The organism is Mesorhizobium sp. M7A.F.Ca.MR.245.00.0.0 (genome assembly GCF_003997415.1).
Classification (GTDB): Bacteria; Pseudomonadota; Alphaproteobacteria; order Rhizobiales; family Rhizobiaceae; genus Mesorhizobium.
The window spans coordinates 120,010-133,469 of the sequence record NZ_RZTE01000007.1; the positions used below are offsets into that span (position 1 = coordinate 120,010).

At 63.1% G+C, this 13,460-nt stretch carries 17 protein-coding genes and 1 pseudogene; 15 read left to right on the forward strand and 3 right to left on the reverse strand.

The features are described from left to right. Window positions 1-91: 91 nt before the first annotated feature. Window positions 92-997: a DMT family transporter gene (locus EOB80_RS11000; protein ID WP_127327627.1), complete on the reverse strand. Its 906-nt coding sequence runs from the start codon at window positions 995-997 to the stop codon at window positions 92-94. A gap of 134 nt (window positions 998-1,131) precedes the next feature. On the opposite strand from EOB80_RS11000, the gene EOB80_RS11005 reads away from it, so the two are divergent. The 3 genes from EOB80_RS11005 to EOB80_RS11015 all read left to right on the forward strand — a co-directional run bounded on the left by EOB80_RS11005 (window position 1,132) and on the right by EOB80_RS11015 (window position 3,292). Continuing rightward, on the forward strand, window positions 1,132-1,611 hold the full coding sequence (locus EOB80_RS11005) for an Lrp/AsnC family transcriptional regulator (RefSeq protein ID WP_127268483.1): 480 nt from the start codon (window positions 1,132-1,134) through the stop codon (window positions 1,609-1,611). A 62-nt stretch (window positions 1,612-1,673) separates the two neighbouring features. Then, window positions 1,674-2,402: a class I SAM-dependent methyltransferase gene (locus EOB80_RS11010; protein WP_127327628.1), complete on the forward strand. Its 729-nt coding sequence runs from the start codon at window positions 1,674-1,676 to the stop codon at window positions 2,400-2,402. Window positions 2,403-2,521: 119 nt separating this feature from the next. Continuing rightward, window positions 2,522-3,292 carry a sulfite exporter TauE/SafE family protein gene (locus EOB80_RS11015; protein WP_127327629.1) on the forward strand — a complete coding sequence of 257 codons (771 nt, stop codon included), beginning with the start codon at window positions 2,522-2,524 and terminating at the stop codon, window positions 3,290-3,292. A gap of 32 nt (window positions 3,293-3,324) precedes the next feature. Here EOB80_RS11015 and EOB80_RS11020 read toward each other — a convergent pair whose 3' ends face one another. After that, window positions 3,325-3,876: a DUF2269 family protein gene (locus tag EOB80_RS11020; RefSeq protein ID WP_127327630.1), complete on the reverse strand. Its 552-nt coding sequence runs from the start codon at window positions 3,874-3,876 to the stop codon at window positions 3,325-3,327. A 325-nt stretch (window positions 3,877-4,201) separates the two neighbouring features. Here EOB80_RS11020 and EOB80_RS11025 point away from each other — a divergent pair, with 325 nt between their 5' ends. From EOB80_RS11025 to ruvB, 7 genes are all read left to right on the forward strand, one after another. Beyond that, window positions 4,202-4,582, forward strand: a complete 381-nt coding sequence (locus EOB80_RS11025; RefSeq protein ID WP_127320882.1) for a hypothetical protein — start codon at window positions 4,202-4,204, stop codon at window positions 4,580-4,582. Window positions 4,583-5,031: 449 nt separating this feature from the next. Further along, window positions 5,032-5,565 carry a DUF1465 family protein gene (locus EOB80_RS11030; RefSeq protein ID WP_127320883.1) on the forward strand — a complete coding sequence of 178 codons (534 nt, stop codon included), beginning with the start codon at window positions 5,032-5,034 and terminating at the stop codon, window positions 5,563-5,565. A gap of 75 nt (window positions 5,566-5,640) precedes the next feature. Continuing rightward, entirely contained in the window at window positions 5,641-6,150 is a 510-nt protein-coding gene (gene ruvC, locus EOB80_RS11035; RefSeq protein WP_127268489.1) for a crossover junction endodeoxyribonuclease RuvC, read from the forward strand. Window positions 6,151-6,206: 56 nt separating this feature from the next. Then, the gene (locus EOB80_RS11040; protein WP_027162524.1) at window positions 6,207-6,476 is read left to right on the forward strand and encodes an AbrB/MazE/SpoVT family DNA-binding domain-containing protein; all 270 of its coding nucleotides are present in this window, start codon (window positions 6,207-6,209) and stop codon (window positions 6,474-6,476) included. Continuing rightward, window positions 6,454-6,873, forward strand: coding sequence for a type II toxin-antitoxin system VapC family toxin (locus EOB80_RS11045; RefSeq protein ID WP_127268491.1), 420 nt, complete (start codon window positions 6,454-6,456; stop codon window positions 6,871-6,873). Before EOB80_RS11040 ends, EOB80_RS11045 begins: the two co-directional genes overlap by 23 nt. Before the next feature lie 27 nt (window positions 6,874-6,900). Then, complete coding sequence (gene ruvA / locus EOB80_RS11050; RefSeq protein WP_013529140.1) at window positions 6,901-7,521, forward strand: Holliday junction branch migration protein RuvA; 621 nt, start codon at window positions 6,901-6,903, stop codon at window positions 7,519-7,521. Window positions 7,522-7,564: 43 nt separating this feature from the next. Further along, the gene (gene ruvB / locus EOB80_RS11055) at window positions 7,565-8,602 is read left to right on the forward strand and encodes a Holliday junction branch migration DNA helicase RuvB (protein ID WP_023811851.1); all 1,038 of its coding nucleotides are present in this window, start codon (window positions 7,565-7,567) and stop codon (window positions 8,600-8,602) included. A 101-nt stretch (window positions 8,603-8,703) separates the two neighbouring features. On the opposite strand, the gene EOB80_RS11060 is transcribed toward ruvB, so the two are convergent. Further along, window positions 8,704-9,954, reverse strand: a complete 1,251-nt coding sequence (locus EOB80_RS11060; protein WP_127320887.1) for a cellulase family glycosylhydrolase — start codon at window positions 9,952-9,954, stop codon at window positions 8,704-8,706. 57 nt (window positions 9,955-10,011) lie between these two features. Here EOB80_RS11060 and ybgC point away from each other — a divergent pair, with 57 nt between their 5' ends. The 5 genes and pseudogenes from ybgC to tolB all read left to right on the forward strand — a co-directional run. Next, window positions 10,012-10,482, forward strand: a complete 471-nt coding sequence (ybgC, locus tag EOB80_RS11065; RefSeq protein ID WP_127269539.1) for a tol-pal system-associated acyl-CoA thioesterase — start codon at window positions 10,012-10,014, stop codon at window positions 10,480-10,482. A gap of 422 nt (window positions 10,483-10,904) precedes the next feature. Continuing rightward, window positions 10,905-11,615: a protein TolQ gene (gene tolQ, locus EOB80_RS11070; protein WP_013529145.1), complete on the forward strand. Its 711-nt coding sequence runs from the start codon at window positions 10,905-10,907 to the stop codon at window positions 11,613-11,615. 10 nt (window positions 11,616-11,625) lie between these two features. Further along, complete coding sequence (tolR, locus tag EOB80_RS11075) at window positions 11,626-12,078, forward strand: protein TolR (RefSeq protein WP_023811855.1); 453 nt, start codon at window positions 11,626-11,628, stop codon at window positions 12,076-12,078. Between the two features lie 7 nt (window positions 12,079-12,085). Continuing rightward, a complete protein-coding gene (locus tag EOB80_RS11080) occupies window positions 12,086-13,243 on the forward strand; it encodes a TonB family protein (RefSeq protein WP_127327631.1) in 1,158 nt (385 codons plus the stop codon). A gap of 40 nt (window positions 13,244-13,283) precedes the next feature. Then, window positions 13,284-13,460 (forward strand): annotated as a pseudogene (tolB, locus tag EOB80_RS35220) (Tol-Pal system protein TolB); the annotation flags it as partial.

Genomic DNA, 13,460 nt, shown 5'->3' on the forward strand with positions numbered 1-13,460 from the left:
TTGGATTGCGGCATAGAGCAAAGTGCCCGCTTTGAACAGGCGGGCAGCCGGGATCGCGATGTTTGACCCGCCGGGCATCCGGCGGGGCGCTTCATTTGATCGGGTGCGGGCTCGCCACGGGCGGTTTGCCCTTCCACAGCGTCCAGCCGAGATTCATGCCGGCGGCGGCGATCAGGATGGCGGTGGCGCCGACGACCTGACTCAGATGCAGCCGATGGCCGAAGGCGACGACATCGACCAGGATGGCGACGACGGGATAGATGAAGGACAGCGATCCCTGCAGATGCGTCGGCAGCTTCTGGATGGCGCCGTACATCAGTATGTACATCAGGCCGGTATGGACGATGCCGAGCGTCGCCAGCATGGTCCAGCTCCAGGCATCGGCCGGAAGCTCTGCAAGATTGGCGAAAGGCGCCAGCATGACGACGCCGACGCAGACCTGGATCAGCGCGATGAGGTGCGGCGGCGTGCCCTTGAGCTTCTTGGTGACGATGGCGGCGACGGCCCAGAAGAAAGCCGCGCCCAGCGCCATGACGATGCCGGTGAAATAATCCGTGCCGATATCGCCGGCATCGGGAGCCGACTGCACGATCAGAACCATGCCGGCGAAGGCGATGGCCAGCCAGGTCAGCTTGGTCAGGGTCAGCCGCTCGGCGAAGAAAAGCGCACCGAAGCCGACCAGCATGAAAGGCTGCGTGTTGTAGACAGCGGTGGCGATCGAGATCAACGCGCGCGAGAATGCGCTGAACAGCAGCAGCCAGTTGACGACGATGGCGACGCCGCCGAGCGCGGCGATGCCGATGATGCGCAGCGACAGCCTGTTGCGCAGCAATCCCAGCCCGGCGCAGATGATGAGCAGCGTCAGCGCACCGAAAGCGCAACGCCAGAACACCACATCCATGATCGGCTGGCCGGACAGGACGACGAACCATCCGATCGTTCCCAGGATGGCCATTGCGGCTGACATTTCGACCGTGCCGCGCACCGTTTCGTTCACAACAAACCTCCATATCGGTTGAGCCGCCATAATCTCATGCTGCCGCAAAGCTTTCCATCTGATTGGAAAGGGTGTATGGCCGGTTGGCCTAATTACATTAGGAGAAAACTCCAAACTATCGGGGAAAGAAAAAGATGCTGGACGATCTCGACCGAAATCTCCTTGAAATCCTGGTCAAGGATGCACGGACCTCGCTGAAGGAACTGGCCGCCCAGGTCGGGCTGTCGTCGCCAAGCGTTTCGGAGCGGCTGCGACGGCTCGAGGAGCGCGGCGTCATCCGGGCGTTCACTGTCGAGATCGATCCGCTGGCGCTCGGTTATACCCTGCAGGCGATCGTGCGCATCCGGCCTTTGCCGGGCAAGCTGCACATCGTCCAGAAGCTGATCGAGGAGATTCCCGAATTCGGCGAATGCGACAAGGTGACGGGCGATGACTGTTTCGTCGCCCGGCTGTTCGTGCGATCGATCGGCGATCTCGACGGGATTTTGGACCGTATCGCCGACAAGGCGGAGACAAGCACCGCCATTATCAAGGCGCAGCCGATCCGGCGTCGGCCGCCGCCGCTTGACGCAACCGCCTCTCGGGATAGGGCAAAGGTCTTGCAGGCCTCCTGATCGAGTTGGGTGGAAAGCCGGTGGCCGGTTGGTTAGTGTGCCGGCCAAACGAGGCCGGAACCATGGCGCAGAATATATACGATCGTGAGGATTTCTTCGCAGGCTACAGCCAGCTCGGCCGTTCGGTCGCGGGGCTGGAGGGTGCCGCCGAGTGGCCGGCCCTGCGCGCCATGCTGCCCGATGTCGGCGGCTTGAGGGTCGTCGATCTCGGCTGCGGCTTCGGCTGGTTCTGCCGCTGGGCTCGCGAGCATGGGGCGGCGCAGGTGCTTGGCCTGGATCTGTCGGAGAAGATGCTTGCCCGGGCAAGGGCCGCCGGCCCCGATGCTGGCATAAGCTATGAGACGGCCGATCTCGATCGGCTCAGCCTGCCGGAAGCCAGCTTCGATCTCGTCTACAGCTCGCTCGCCTTGCACTATGTCGAGGATGTGTCGCGTCTGTTCGGGACCGTGCATCGGGCCCTGGCGCCTGGCGGGCGTTTCGTCTTTTCGACGGAACATCCGATCTTCATGGCGCCGACCAAACCCGGCTGGGTGATCGATAGCGAAGGCCGCAAGACGTGGCCTGTCGACCAATATCTGGTGGAAGGACCGCGCAGCACCGACTGGCTGGCCAAGGGCGTGGTGAAACATCACCGCACGATCGGCACCACCCTTAACGCACTGATCCGGTTCGGCTTCACCATCGGCCATGTCGAGGAATTCCGGCCGACCGATGCGCAAATCGCAGCCAAGCCGGAACTGGCGGAAGAGCTCGAGCGGCCGATGTTCCTGCTGGTCTCGGCTCGGCGCTAGGCACTGGCCGGCGTCGGCCGAGTGTGCCGCCGCCACGCTCATATTTGCTGTCGCTCCGCCGGGCATTCTGGGCTATTCAAGCGTCGACCCGCTTTCCCTCCGGACCAGTCCCCCCTCCCATGTCAGGCCTGCTTCTCGATCCGTGGTTCTATGCGGCTGCCATTCCGGCGGTCTTTCTGGTCGGCCTGTCCAAGGGCGGCTTTGGCGGCGCCGTCGGTTTCGTCGGCGTGCCGCTGATGGCGCTGACCATGCCGCCGGTGCAGGCGGCGGCCATCCTGCTGCCGATCCTGTGCCTGATGGACATCGTCTCGGTATGGACATGGTGGGGCGTTTATAACAGAAAGATGCTGGTCGACATGATGCCGGGTGCCGTCATCGGCATCGGCCTTGGCTGGCTGACGGCGGCACTGGTGACCGAAGAGGCGGTGCGGCTGATCGTCGGCGCCGTCGCCATCGTCTTCGTCCTGCGCTGGCTCTATCTGCAGTTCCGCCATGGCGCCGATCACGCTGCCGCGCCCAACCGCGTGGCCGCCGCGGTCTGGGGCACGGTCGCCGGGTTCACCAGTTTCGTAGCCCATGTCGGCGGCCCGCCCTTCCAGGTCTATGCCTTGCCGATCCGGCTCGATCCGAAGGTTCTGTCGGGCACCGCCGCGATCTTCTTTGCCGCCACCAATGCGCTGAAGCTGGTGCCCTATTTCGCGCTCGGCCAGTTCGACACCGCCAATCTGACGGCATCGGCGGTGCTGATGCCGCTGGCGCCGCTGTCGACCATTGCCGGGGCCTGGCTGGTGCGGCGGATGCGGCCGGAAACCTTCTATCCCTTCACCTATGCAACCGTCGCGGTCGTTGCACTGAAGCTGCTGTGGGATGGCATCGCAGGTCTGATGTAGAAAGGCGGCTGCGCCGCCGCCCGTCATCAGGGTCAGGCAGCGCTCGGCACGAGACGGCGGTTGCCGCCAAAGGCCAGTGTGGCGCCGATCAAGACGGCTAGCACCATCCCGGCAAGGATGCCGATGTCATGCACGGTCGGCTTGAGCACCATGTCGGCAATGATGACCACCATCACGGCATAGTCGAAGCGCGCCGCGCTCATCATACGCTGGCCGATGGCAAGAACCTCTGGTGTGACGCCCTCCTTGGCGATCATTGCGCCCATGCGCTCGCCGGTCGGTTTGAAGATGAACATGCCGCTCGAAAAGGTCGTGGCGTAGCCGGCCAGGCCGATGAGGATCCACAGGTTGGAGAAGCCGACCCAGAACCAGCACATGATGAGGCCGAAAATCAGCGTCAGCATCGACATCGGCGCGAAGAACCTGCCGCCCAGCTGACCGCTGGCGCGCATTGCCTGCAGTTTTTCCTCGATGTTGCCCGCCCGCTCGGCAAGTATGCCCAGCAGGAACAGCACGAAGCCGCCTCCGACCCACAGAATGGCGGTAGTGACGTGGAGGAATTTGACGATCGTGTACCAGTCCATGGGTTGCTCCTGCAGTGTTCCGGTCAGGTTGCGGCGGCGCTGATTTGCGCCGGCCGTCAGAGGAGCGGGCGTTTAGCGTGGCGCCTGTTTCGGAACGATGTCGCGAAAAAACCGGATCTGTTTCAGGCAATGAAGAAGCGGCTGAGATAGTGAACGCGCTATCTGATTTCCTGCTAATGTACGAATCGTCGGGAGGGGTTGGCGCGACATCGTCCGGAAACATCGCCGATGCTAATGCGCCGACGCCGGGAGCCCGGTGGCGACAAAAGTCGTCTGACGATCAACCCATTCCCGCAAACGGGAAAAGGCAATTCGGGGGACAGACATGCAAGGGGTAGCACGGAATTTCTTCACACTGGCCGTCATCTATTCGCTGTGCGGCATGGCGCTCGGCCTGCACATGTCGATCAGCCAGGATCACGGCCAGATGCCGACTCACGCCCACACGATGGTGGCCGGATGGCTGATGTCGGCGGTCTTCGCCTTCTTCTACCATTTGTTCCCTGCCATCGGGCAGAAGACGCTCGCCACCGTTCATTTCTGGCTGACCGCAATCAGCGGCATCGGCCTGCTGATCGGCCTCTATTTCCTGCTTGCCGGCAATGCCGCGATCGAACCGCTGGTGGCGGCCTCCTCGATGGGCTTCTACGCAGCCATGCTGCTGTTCGCCTTCATCGCGCTGCCGGCCGTCTGGAGGACGGCCTGAGCTGGACCTGAGTTAAGGTGAGGCTGTGCCGGCGATCTGGAGGGCAGCCTGAGCTAGCCTGAGGCCGGGAATGCTGTCCTGTTATGGCACAGTATGGCGGCGTTCGGTCAAAAAAATCCGCGCCGTTAAGGCTTCATTAAGCTTTACAGGTGTTTACTATGTTCATCCAGTGATCTGGATTCTTACCGAGTGGTTGGAGCCACTTTGTTTGACGCCTCCCTGTTAAACTCCTGAGAGCCGCCTTATCCGCGGCTCTTTTTTTGTCTTCATTTCTCTTTTTTGTCCGCATCTCAGCGGGGCCGCCCAATGGCGGCTCGCCGTTAACCTTCTGTTAAACATGTGCTTGCCTTCGCCGGTGACGAAGCGCATTTTCAAGCTTCAGTCAGATAGGGTTCCGGGTGTATCGGCAGGGAGCCGAATCGGCCGGTTGCAAGTGCAGGGGCGTATCAATGAACGAGCCTTCGAAGGGCAGTGCAAAAACCGTCAAGTTGGCGGAGCGCCGGGTGTTCTCGCAATCCTTCAAGCCGCTTTACCAGGAAGGCATGGGCCTGGTCGAACAGGCCGCCGAATATCTCGACGGCAAGGGCCGGGCCGAGGCAAAGAAACTGTCGCGGCTGGGCGCCACGCTCTATGCGGCCGAATCGATGCGGCTGACCACCAGGCTGATGCAGGTTGCGTCCTGGCTGCTTTTGCAGCGCGCCGCCAATTCCGGCGAGATGACCCGCGACCAGGTCGCGTCGGAAAAGTCCAAGGTGCGTCTCGACACCGCTTCCGCCCATGACGAAGCCGCCGGCTGGGCCGAGTTGCCCGAGGATTTCCTCGATCTCGTCACCCGCTCGCTGCGCCTGCAAGCACTGGTGCGCCGCATGGACGAGGAGATCTATGGCTCGGGCGCCTTGGTCGACATGCAACCGATGGCTCGCCGCCTCAATCCAGTTTCCGACCAGATCAGCCTGCTCAACACGGCTTTCGCTCGGGGCTAGACCCCGGTCTGTCTTCTGTTTCCGGTTTGTTCACATTTCGCTGGCATCGCTGTGGGCCGGAGGTAAACTCGGCAAATGGCGGAAGCGATTCGCATCATCGGTATCGATCCTGGGCTTCGACGCACCGGCTGGGGCATCGTCGAAAGCCTCGGCAATTCGCTGCGCTTCATTGCTTCCGGGACCGTGAAGTCCGACGACAAGGCGGCGCTGGCAACGCGGCTGTGCCAGCTGCATGACGGGCTGGCCGAAATCCTGCACAGCGCGATGCCGCACGAGGCGGCGGTCGAACAGACCTTCGTCAACAAGGACGCGGTGGCAACGCTGAAGCTCGGCCAGGCGCGCGGCATCGCCATGCTGGTGCCGGCGCGTGCGGGTCTCGTCGTTGCCGAATATGCGCCCAACGCGGTCAAGAAGGCAGTGATCGGCGTCGGCCATGGCGACAAGAAGCAGATCCACATGATGGTGAAGGTGCTGTTGCCAAAAGCCGTCTTCGATACCGAACATGCCGCTGATGCGCTCGCCATCGCCATCTGCCACGCGCATCACCGGCAGAGCGTGGCCTACAGGATGGCGCTGGCCGGCTAGCTATGTTCTTGACTTGTTCACGCTGCAGGGATAAGTAATACCGCAGAGGTATTACCATGCGCGTGACCACCAAGGGGCAAGTCACAATCCCCAAGCCGATAAGGGACCGTCTGGGCATCGCCCCGGGCTCCGAGGTGGAGTTCGTGGCCACCGACGAGGGCGTTCGGCTGGTTGCCGTCAACGAGAACCTCTCCCAGGAAGAGAAATTGCGCAGGTTCAGCGATGTCCTCGACCGGATGGAGGGGACGTTGGATCTGGGAGGCATGACCACCGATCAGTACATGGAGTGGTTGAGGGGGCCGCGTGAAGATCTCGACGTTGATTGACACAAATGTCCTGATCGACGTTTGGGGTCCAGCCGGGCCGATGAAAGGATGGTCGGCATCGGCAATCGCCTCCTGCCGCCGCGACGGCGCGTTGGTGGTCAACACGATCGTCTGGTCCGAGTTGGCGCCGCTGATTGCGACGGAAACGGCGCTTCGAAAAGCAGTCGACATGCTTGGGATGGATCGCGAACTTGTATCTTGGGACGCGGCGTTCCTTGCCGGCGTGACGCATTCCCGCTATCGCCGGGCCGGTGGCGTCAGGGAAAGAACCTTGCCCGATTTCTTTATCGGCGCTCACGCGACCGTCGCTGGACATCGTCTTTTGACCCGCGACGCTGCTCGCTACCGCAGCTATTTTCCCGACCTCGACATCATCTCTCCTGAAACGCACCCATGAGGGCCTATCTTCCATGAAAGATCTGGCATGATCGGCAAGCTCAAGGGCACGCTCGACGAGGTCGACGAGGATCATTGCCTCGTGGACATCCATGGCGTCGGCTACGTCGCCTATTGCTCGGCGCGTACGCTGGCGGCGTTGCCTTCGCCGGGCGAAGCGGTGGTGCTGTTTATCGAGACCTATGTGCGCGAGGACATGCTGCGCCTCTACGGCTTCCAGTCGGTGCTGGAACGCGAGTGGTTCCGGCTGCTGATGAACAATGTTCCGGGCGTCGGCGCCAAGGTGGCGCTGGCTATCCTGTCGACGCTGGCGCCGGCCGACCTCGCCAACGCCATTGCGCTGCGCGACATTGCCATGGTGTCGCGCGCACCCGGCGTCGGCAAGAAGGTGGCCGAGCGCATCGTCACCGAGTTGAAGAACAAGGCGCCGGCCTATGCCGGCACCGCCTCGGGCACCATCGGGCTGAAGCAGGAACTCGGCGACGGCGTGGCATCCGCGCCGATCACCGATGCGGTCTCGGCGCTGGTCAATCTCGGCTATTCGCGCGACACCGCCGCCAATGCGGTGGCGGCGGCGCTGAAGACGGCGGGCGAGGATGCCGATGCGCCGAAGCTGATCCGCTTCGGGCTGAAGGAACTGGCGCGGTGAACCGTCGCTTGTTCAGCTCCTTGCCGTGTGCAAGGAAGGCGTCATGAGCCTGTCGCCCCGCCTGATTGCGCCGGAAAAACGCGGCGAGGATGCCGAGCAGACCTTGCGGCCGCAGACGCTCGACGATTTCGTCGGCCAAGCGGCGGTGCGGGCCAATCTCAAAGTGTTCATCGAGGCCGCCAAGGGCCGCAACGAGGCACTCGATCATGTGCTGTTCGTCGGGCCGCCCGGTCTCGGCAAGACGACGCTGGCGCAGATCATGGCGCGCGAACTCGGCGTCAATTTCCGCTCGACCTCGGGTCCCGTCATCGCCAAGGCCGGTGATCTTGCCGCGCTGCTGACCAATCTCGAGGAAGGCGACGTGCTGTTCATCGACGAGATCCATCGGCTGAGCCCGGCGGTGGAGGAGATCCTTTATCCGGCGATGGAGGATTTCCAGCTCGACCTGATCATCGGCGAAGGACCGGCGGCGCGTTCGGTCAAGATCGACCTTGCCCGCTTCACGCTCGTCGCCGCCACCACGCGGCTCGGCCTGCTCACCAATCCGCTGCGCGACCGTTTCGGCATTCCGGTACGGCTCAATTTCTACACGGTCGAGGAGCTGGAGCAGATCGTGCGGCGCGGCGCGCGCATCCTGCAAATGCCGCTTGGCGACGACGGTGCGCTGGAGATCGCGCGGCGCGCGCGCGGCACGCCGCGCATCGCCGGCCGGCTCTTACGCCGCGTGCGCGATTTCGCCTCGGTGGCCGGCGACGGCCATGTCGACCGCAAGATCGCCGACGAGGCGCTCACCCGGCTGGAGGTCGATGCGCTCGGCCTCGACGCGCTCGACCGGCGGTATCTCAGCATGATCGCGCGCAATTTCGGCGGCGGGCCGGTCGGCATCGAGACGATCGCCGCCGGCCTGTCAGAGCCGCGCGATGCCATCGAGGACATCATCGAGCCCTATCTGATCCAGCAGGGCTTCATCCAGCGCACGCCGCGCGGCCGCATGCTGACGGCCAATGCCTGGCGCCATCTCGGCCTCGACGCGCCGAAGGATCTGGCACAGCAGCAGATCAACCTGTTCCAGGAAGAGTAATTTTCCAGTGCGCCGCCCGTCGTCTCGGGTATTGGCTCAGCATTGCGTCGGTACGTTTTTGAATGCGCCCGGAATCTTCTCGGTCGATCTTGGCTGAGCGATCAATGCAGCCCGCGGATCACGTCCATCACATCCGGCTCGGCTTTGTCGCCATTGAAGGCGTCGACGATGCCGAAGGCGCCGCCATAACTCCACACCGACCATGAGAAGCCATGTGCTTCGGCACGCCCGATCATGTCCCTGACATAGGCGGCCCGGTACCCGGCGGGCATCACATAGGAATTGCCATATTCCTGGCGGATCATGCCGAACTCGCCCAGCGTGATGTTTTCAGGCCTGACGCCATTGGCACTCGCCCATGCCTCGACCTTTTTGAACGGCGCATCCATGAGGCCCAGCAACTTGTCGGGACTATCCATGCTGGCGACCTGTTCGTCGAGATAGGCAAGCAGGCCGCTCTGCCGTGTCCACGGCGCCTCGGCCTTGATCCTGGCGCGGATGGTGTCGAGCGTCACGTCGAGCTGTGCCTTGGGCACCGCGCTCAGCGGGTAAGGCAGGCCGGTCACATAGGGGATGAAGTCGCCGGCCCAGGTCGCGCCCTGATGGGTGAGCAGGAACGGATCGTAGGAGTGGAACGTCCAGATGACATTGTCGTCAGGGATCGTCTTGGGATCGATCTTCTCCAGCGAACTCGCCGCGGAATAGCATGCGCCGGTCAGCACGAAGGTCAGTTTCGTCGCCGAGGATCGCGCCGCGGCGAACAGTTTACGCTGGCGGTCCGGCCACAGGCTGGTGCCGTCGCTGTCGCAGTCGACGATCGGTTCGTTCATCGGCTCGAAGGCAACCTGGGTGGGGTCTTCGCCGGCCAGCGTGCGGGCCATCTTGCGGACCATCTCGACATAGGCGTCGAAGGTCCGCGGGTCGTCCATCACTTGCGCCATGCCGATCTTGCGGCTGCCGCCGGCCGGGATCAGGTGCATGTCGACGACCACCTTCAGCCCGGCGCGGTTGATCATGCGCACGGAGTCCAGCACGCTGGCATAGAGGTCGTCACGCAAGGCCACGGTCTGGTCGGACAGGAAAGGCGAAGGGTCGACCGGCATGCGCAGGAAATCGAGGCCGGCATCCTTCAGCGCCTTGAGGTCGTTCTCCCCAAGGAATTTGCGCCATTCCGGATAGGGCAGGATGGCTTTGGCGTCGCCCCACTGGTCTTCGCCGGGCCATGTGACCCATTGGTCGAGGTTGAGGCCGCGCTTCATCGAGAATGTCGCGGCCTGGCCAGGCAGCGCCAAAGCCACGAGCACGAACAGCGCCGCCGTCAAACTCTTGATCATCGCCGTCAACAGTGCCATCCGATGTTATGTTCCGCGGGAAACTGGTGCCTCGTCGGGGCTGAAAAAGGAAGCGCAATGGGCGATCATGGTGAATCGGCGACGCTGCTGGCCGGGCTTTCCGGCGCGCTGACCACGTTCGGCCACCGGCTGATGGCGCGGGTCTATTATGCCGACACCGATTTCTCCGGCGTCGTCTACCATGCGCGCTATCTCGAATTCTTCGAACGCGGTCGCTCCGACTATCTCCGGCTGACCGGCGTGCACCACACAGAGCTTGCCGACGGCAAGCATGGCGAAAGAATAGTCTGGGTGGTGCGGCGCATGGAGATCGACTTTCGCGGCCCCGCCCGTATCGACGACATCCTGACGGTCGACACTCGCACCGAGGAGATTTCCGGCGCGCGCATCTTCATGGCGCAGCAACTCAAGCGTGGCGACGAACTGCTGGTCGAGGCCAAGGTCGAGGCGGCGATCATCGGTGAGAATGGCCGCCCAAGGCGTTTTCCCAGAGAATGGGTGGCGGCATTCATGCCGAGGGTGCGCTGATATTCAGGTGATACCGGCCTGCAAACAGCAGCTTCCTGCGCTTCCCCGTTCTACCGCATCGCGGTAGAACTGTGCTCACGTACGAAAAGTACGCTCCGCTCCGGTTCTCGGAATCTACCGTTTTCGGCTCGGCCTGACCTGAATCTCAGCACACCCTAGGCGCAGCCATTGAATTGATGGCCTTGCCATTGGGCGTGGCAATGCGCCGCGCCTTATATACTAACCCATCCTTAACCATAACGGTTCATGAAGAGATTGGTGAAGATTGGCGTTATCGAACGCCTTCCTTTCACCAATATTTGCCCCGAAAAGGCCGATAACGGCACAGTTTGGGGTTGTTCCGGTAGCTTCGTGCGAACCGACCACAAGGGATGCCAGGGGCCAGCCGCCAGCTTCGCCCGGAAAATCTTAAGGACGTAACGATGGAAAATATCGCACTCGCCGACCCGGGCGCGCAATTGTCGGTTTGGTCGCTGTTCGTTTCGGCCAGCTGGGTTGTCAAGCTGGTCATGATCGGCCTGCTCTGCGCCTCGGTCTGGACCTGGGCGATCATCGTCGACAAGCTGGTTTCCTATGCCCGCATGCGGCTGGCGCTCAACCGGTTCGAACAGGTGTTCTGGTCGGGGCAGTCGCTTGAGGAGCTTTACCGCACGCTCGCCGATCGCAAGACCACCGGCATGGGCGCCATTTTCGTCGCCGCCATGCGCGAGTGGAAGAAGAGTTTCGAGAAGGGCGCCAAGTCGCCGCTCGGCCTGCAGACCCGCATCGACAAGGCGATGGACCTGGCGCTGACCCGCGAGATGGAAAAGCTGGAAGGCCGCCTAGGTTTCCTCGCCACCACCGGCTCGGCGGCACCTTTCATCGGCCTGTTCGGCACCGTCATCGGCATCATGACCTCGTTCCAGGCGATCGCCGGCTCCAAGAACACCAGTCTCGCGGTGGTTGCGCCCGGCATTGCCGAAGCGTTGCTGGCGACGGCCATCGGCCTGCTGGCCGCCATTCCGGCCGTCATTGCCTACAACAAGCTGTCGTCCGATGCGAGCAAGATAGCCGTGCGCATGGAAGGGTTCTCCGACGAGTTCTCCGCCATACTCTCGCGCCAAATCGATGAAAAAGTGGCCCCCAAGGCCTGAGGAGTAGCAGATGGGTATGTCCATGGGCATGGGAGGGCGCGGCGGGCGCGGCCACAGGCGGCGCGGCCGTCACCATGCGCTGATGTCCGAGATCAACGTCACGCCGATGGTCGACGTGATGCTGGTGCTGCTGATCATCTTCATGGTCGCCGCACCGATGCTGACGGTCGGCGTGCCGATCGACCTGCCGGATACGCAGGCCAAGGCGATGAATGCCGACACGCAGCCGATCACCGTCTCGATCAACGCCGCCGGCCAGATCTATCTGCAGGAAACCGAGATCCCGATCGAGGAGCTGGTGGCCAAGCTGCAGGCAATCTCGAAGACCGGCTATGAGGAGCGCATCTTCATCCGCGGCGACAAGTCCACCGACTATGGTACGGCGATGAAGGTGATGGCCCGCATTTCGGCCGCTGGCTACAAGAACATCGGCTTGGTTTCACTGCAGGAACAGGACCAATAGACGCGCGATGAAGACCGGCCTCACCACATCGGTGATCTTGCATACGGCGGCGCTGACCTTCGGCCTGTTCACGCTGACGGCGCCGGCGGCACTTCCGTCGTCCGACGTCGAGTCGGTGGCGGTCGATATCGTGCCCATGGAAGCCATTGCGCAGACGTTGCAGGGCGACAAGAAGGCCGTGATGCATGAAAAGCCGGCACCTGTGCCGACGCAGCGCCCGGACATCGTTCCGGACGCGCAGAAGGTCGGCGAGAACAGCGTCGACACCGACAAGCCGATAACGCCGGAAGCCAAGCCGAAGCCCGTCGACACGACCTCGGCTCCGCCGCCCGCGCCGACCCCGATCGAAAAGCCGAAGCCCGAGGACGTGCCGAAGCCGCAGGAGAAGCCCAAGCCCACCCCGGCAACGGAAGTGGCGCCGGCGCCGACGCCCAAGGAAGAGGTCAAGCCCGAGCCGGTCAAGCAGGCCGACCCCAAGCCGACACCGGCCAAGCCGGCGCCAACCCCGCCGCCGCAGGACAAGACTGCTGCCATCGATCCGACGCCCGAGGTCAAGCCTGACGCCGTCGCTGAAGCCATAGCGCAGGAGCCGCCCGCCGAGGCGACGCAGCTGCCGGATTCCGCTCCCGCGCCGGAAGCGCGGCCGAAGCCGCAGCCGGCGCAGGCCGAAAGCGCCAAGGCGCCGGAACGCAAGAACGCCGACAAGCCGGTCAAGGAAGCGTCGTCGAAGCCGAAGTCCGACGACAAGCAATTCAACGCCGACGAGATCTCCGCGCTCCTCGACAAGCAGAAACCATCCGGCGGTGGCGCCAAGCGCTCGACCCAGCAGGCGTCGCTCGGCGGCGACAAGGATCAGGGCCAGAAGCTTTCCAGGTCCGAAATGGGTGCTCTGGAAAGCCAGCTTGGCGGCTGCTGGACCCTTCCCGCGGGCCTTGAAGGTTCCGAGAACTTCGTCGTCGTGGTGCGGTTCAACCTGGATGGCTCCGGCAAGCTGGATGGACGCCCGGCGGTCGAAACGTCGAGCGGAAACCGCCAGTTCGACGAAAGTGCCGTTCGTGCGGTGCAAAAATGCGATGTCACCGGCCTGCAAGTTCCCGCCGGCAAGCAGGACATCTGGGCCGACGTCCGCGTCACCTTCGATCCAAGGGAGATGCTGGGCCTCTAAGGCCCGGGTATCCGAAAATCAGTACGAGAAGCGAGAAGACATGAAATCAATCCTCAAGCCGCTCCTGATGGTCGCAGCAATGGCGATGGGCATGACCGCTGCCAGCACATTGCCGGCGCTGGCGCTGGTCGAGCTCAACGTCAACAAGGGCAATGTCGAGCCGCTGCCGATCGCCATCACGGATTTCCAGGGCGGCGACGCGCTTGGGGCGCAGATT

What these genes read in the sequence shown, in the direction of transcription:
- ruvB (WP_023811851.1), top strand. Translation starts at nt 7,565, where the DNA reads ATGAGCCTGTCGCCCCGCCTGATTGCGCCGGAAAAACGCGGCGAGGAT.
- ruvA (WP_013529140.1), top strand. Translation starts at nt 6,901, where the DNA reads ATGATCGGCAAGCTCAAGGGCACGCTCGACGAGGTCGACGAGGATCAT.
- EOB80_RS11030 (WP_127320883.1), top strand. Translation starts at nt 5,032, where the DNA reads ATGAACGAGCCTTCGAAGGGCAGTGCAAAAACCGTCAAGTTGGCGGAG.
- EOB80_RS11060 (WP_127320887.1), bottom strand. Translation starts at nt 9,954, where the DNA reads ATGGCACTGTTGACGGCGATGATCAAGAGTTTGACGGCGGCGCTGTTC.
- tolR (WP_023811855.1), top strand. Translation starts at nt 11,626, where the DNA reads ATGGGTATGTCCATGGGCATGGGAGGGCGCGGCGGGCGCGGCCACAGG.
- ruvC (WP_127268489.1), top strand. Translation starts at nt 5,641, where the DNA reads ATGGCGGAAGCGATTCGCATCATCGGTATCGATCCTGGGCTTCGACGC.
- tolQ (WP_013529145.1), top strand. Translation starts at nt 10,905, where the DNA reads ATGGAAAATATCGCACTCGCCGACCCGGGCGCGCAATTGTCGGTTTGG.
- EOB80_RS11010 (WP_127327628.1), top strand. Translation starts at nt 1,674, where the DNA reads ATGGCGCAGAATATATACGATCGTGAGGATTTCTTCGCAGGCTACAGC.
- EOB80_RS11040 (WP_027162524.1), top strand. Translation starts at nt 6,207, where the DNA reads ATGCGCGTGACCACCAAGGGGCAAGTCACAATCCCCAAGCCGATAAGG.
- ybgC (WP_127269539.1), top strand. Translation starts at nt 10,012, where the DNA reads ATGGGCGATCATGGTGAATCGGCGACGCTGCTGGCCGGGCTTTCCGGC.
- EOB80_RS11005 (WP_127268483.1), top strand. Translation starts at nt 1,132, where the DNA reads ATGCTGGACGATCTCGACCGAAATCTCCTTGAAATCCTGGTCAAGGAT.
- EOB80_RS11080 (WP_127327631.1), top strand. Translation starts at nt 12,086, where the DNA reads ATGAAGACCGGCCTCACCACATCGGTGATCTTGCATACGGCGGCGCTG.
- EOB80_RS11015 (WP_127327629.1), top strand. Translation starts at nt 2,522, where the DNA reads ATGTCAGGCCTGCTTCTCGATCCGTGGTTCTATGCGGCTGCCATTCCG.
- EOB80_RS11025 (WP_127320882.1), top strand. Translation starts at nt 4,202, where the DNA reads ATGCAAGGGGTAGCACGGAATTTCTTCACACTGGCCGTCATCTATTCG.
- EOB80_RS11020 (WP_127327630.1), bottom strand. Translation starts at nt 3,876, where the DNA reads ATGGACTGGTACACGATCGTCAAATTCCTCCACGTCACTACCGCCATT.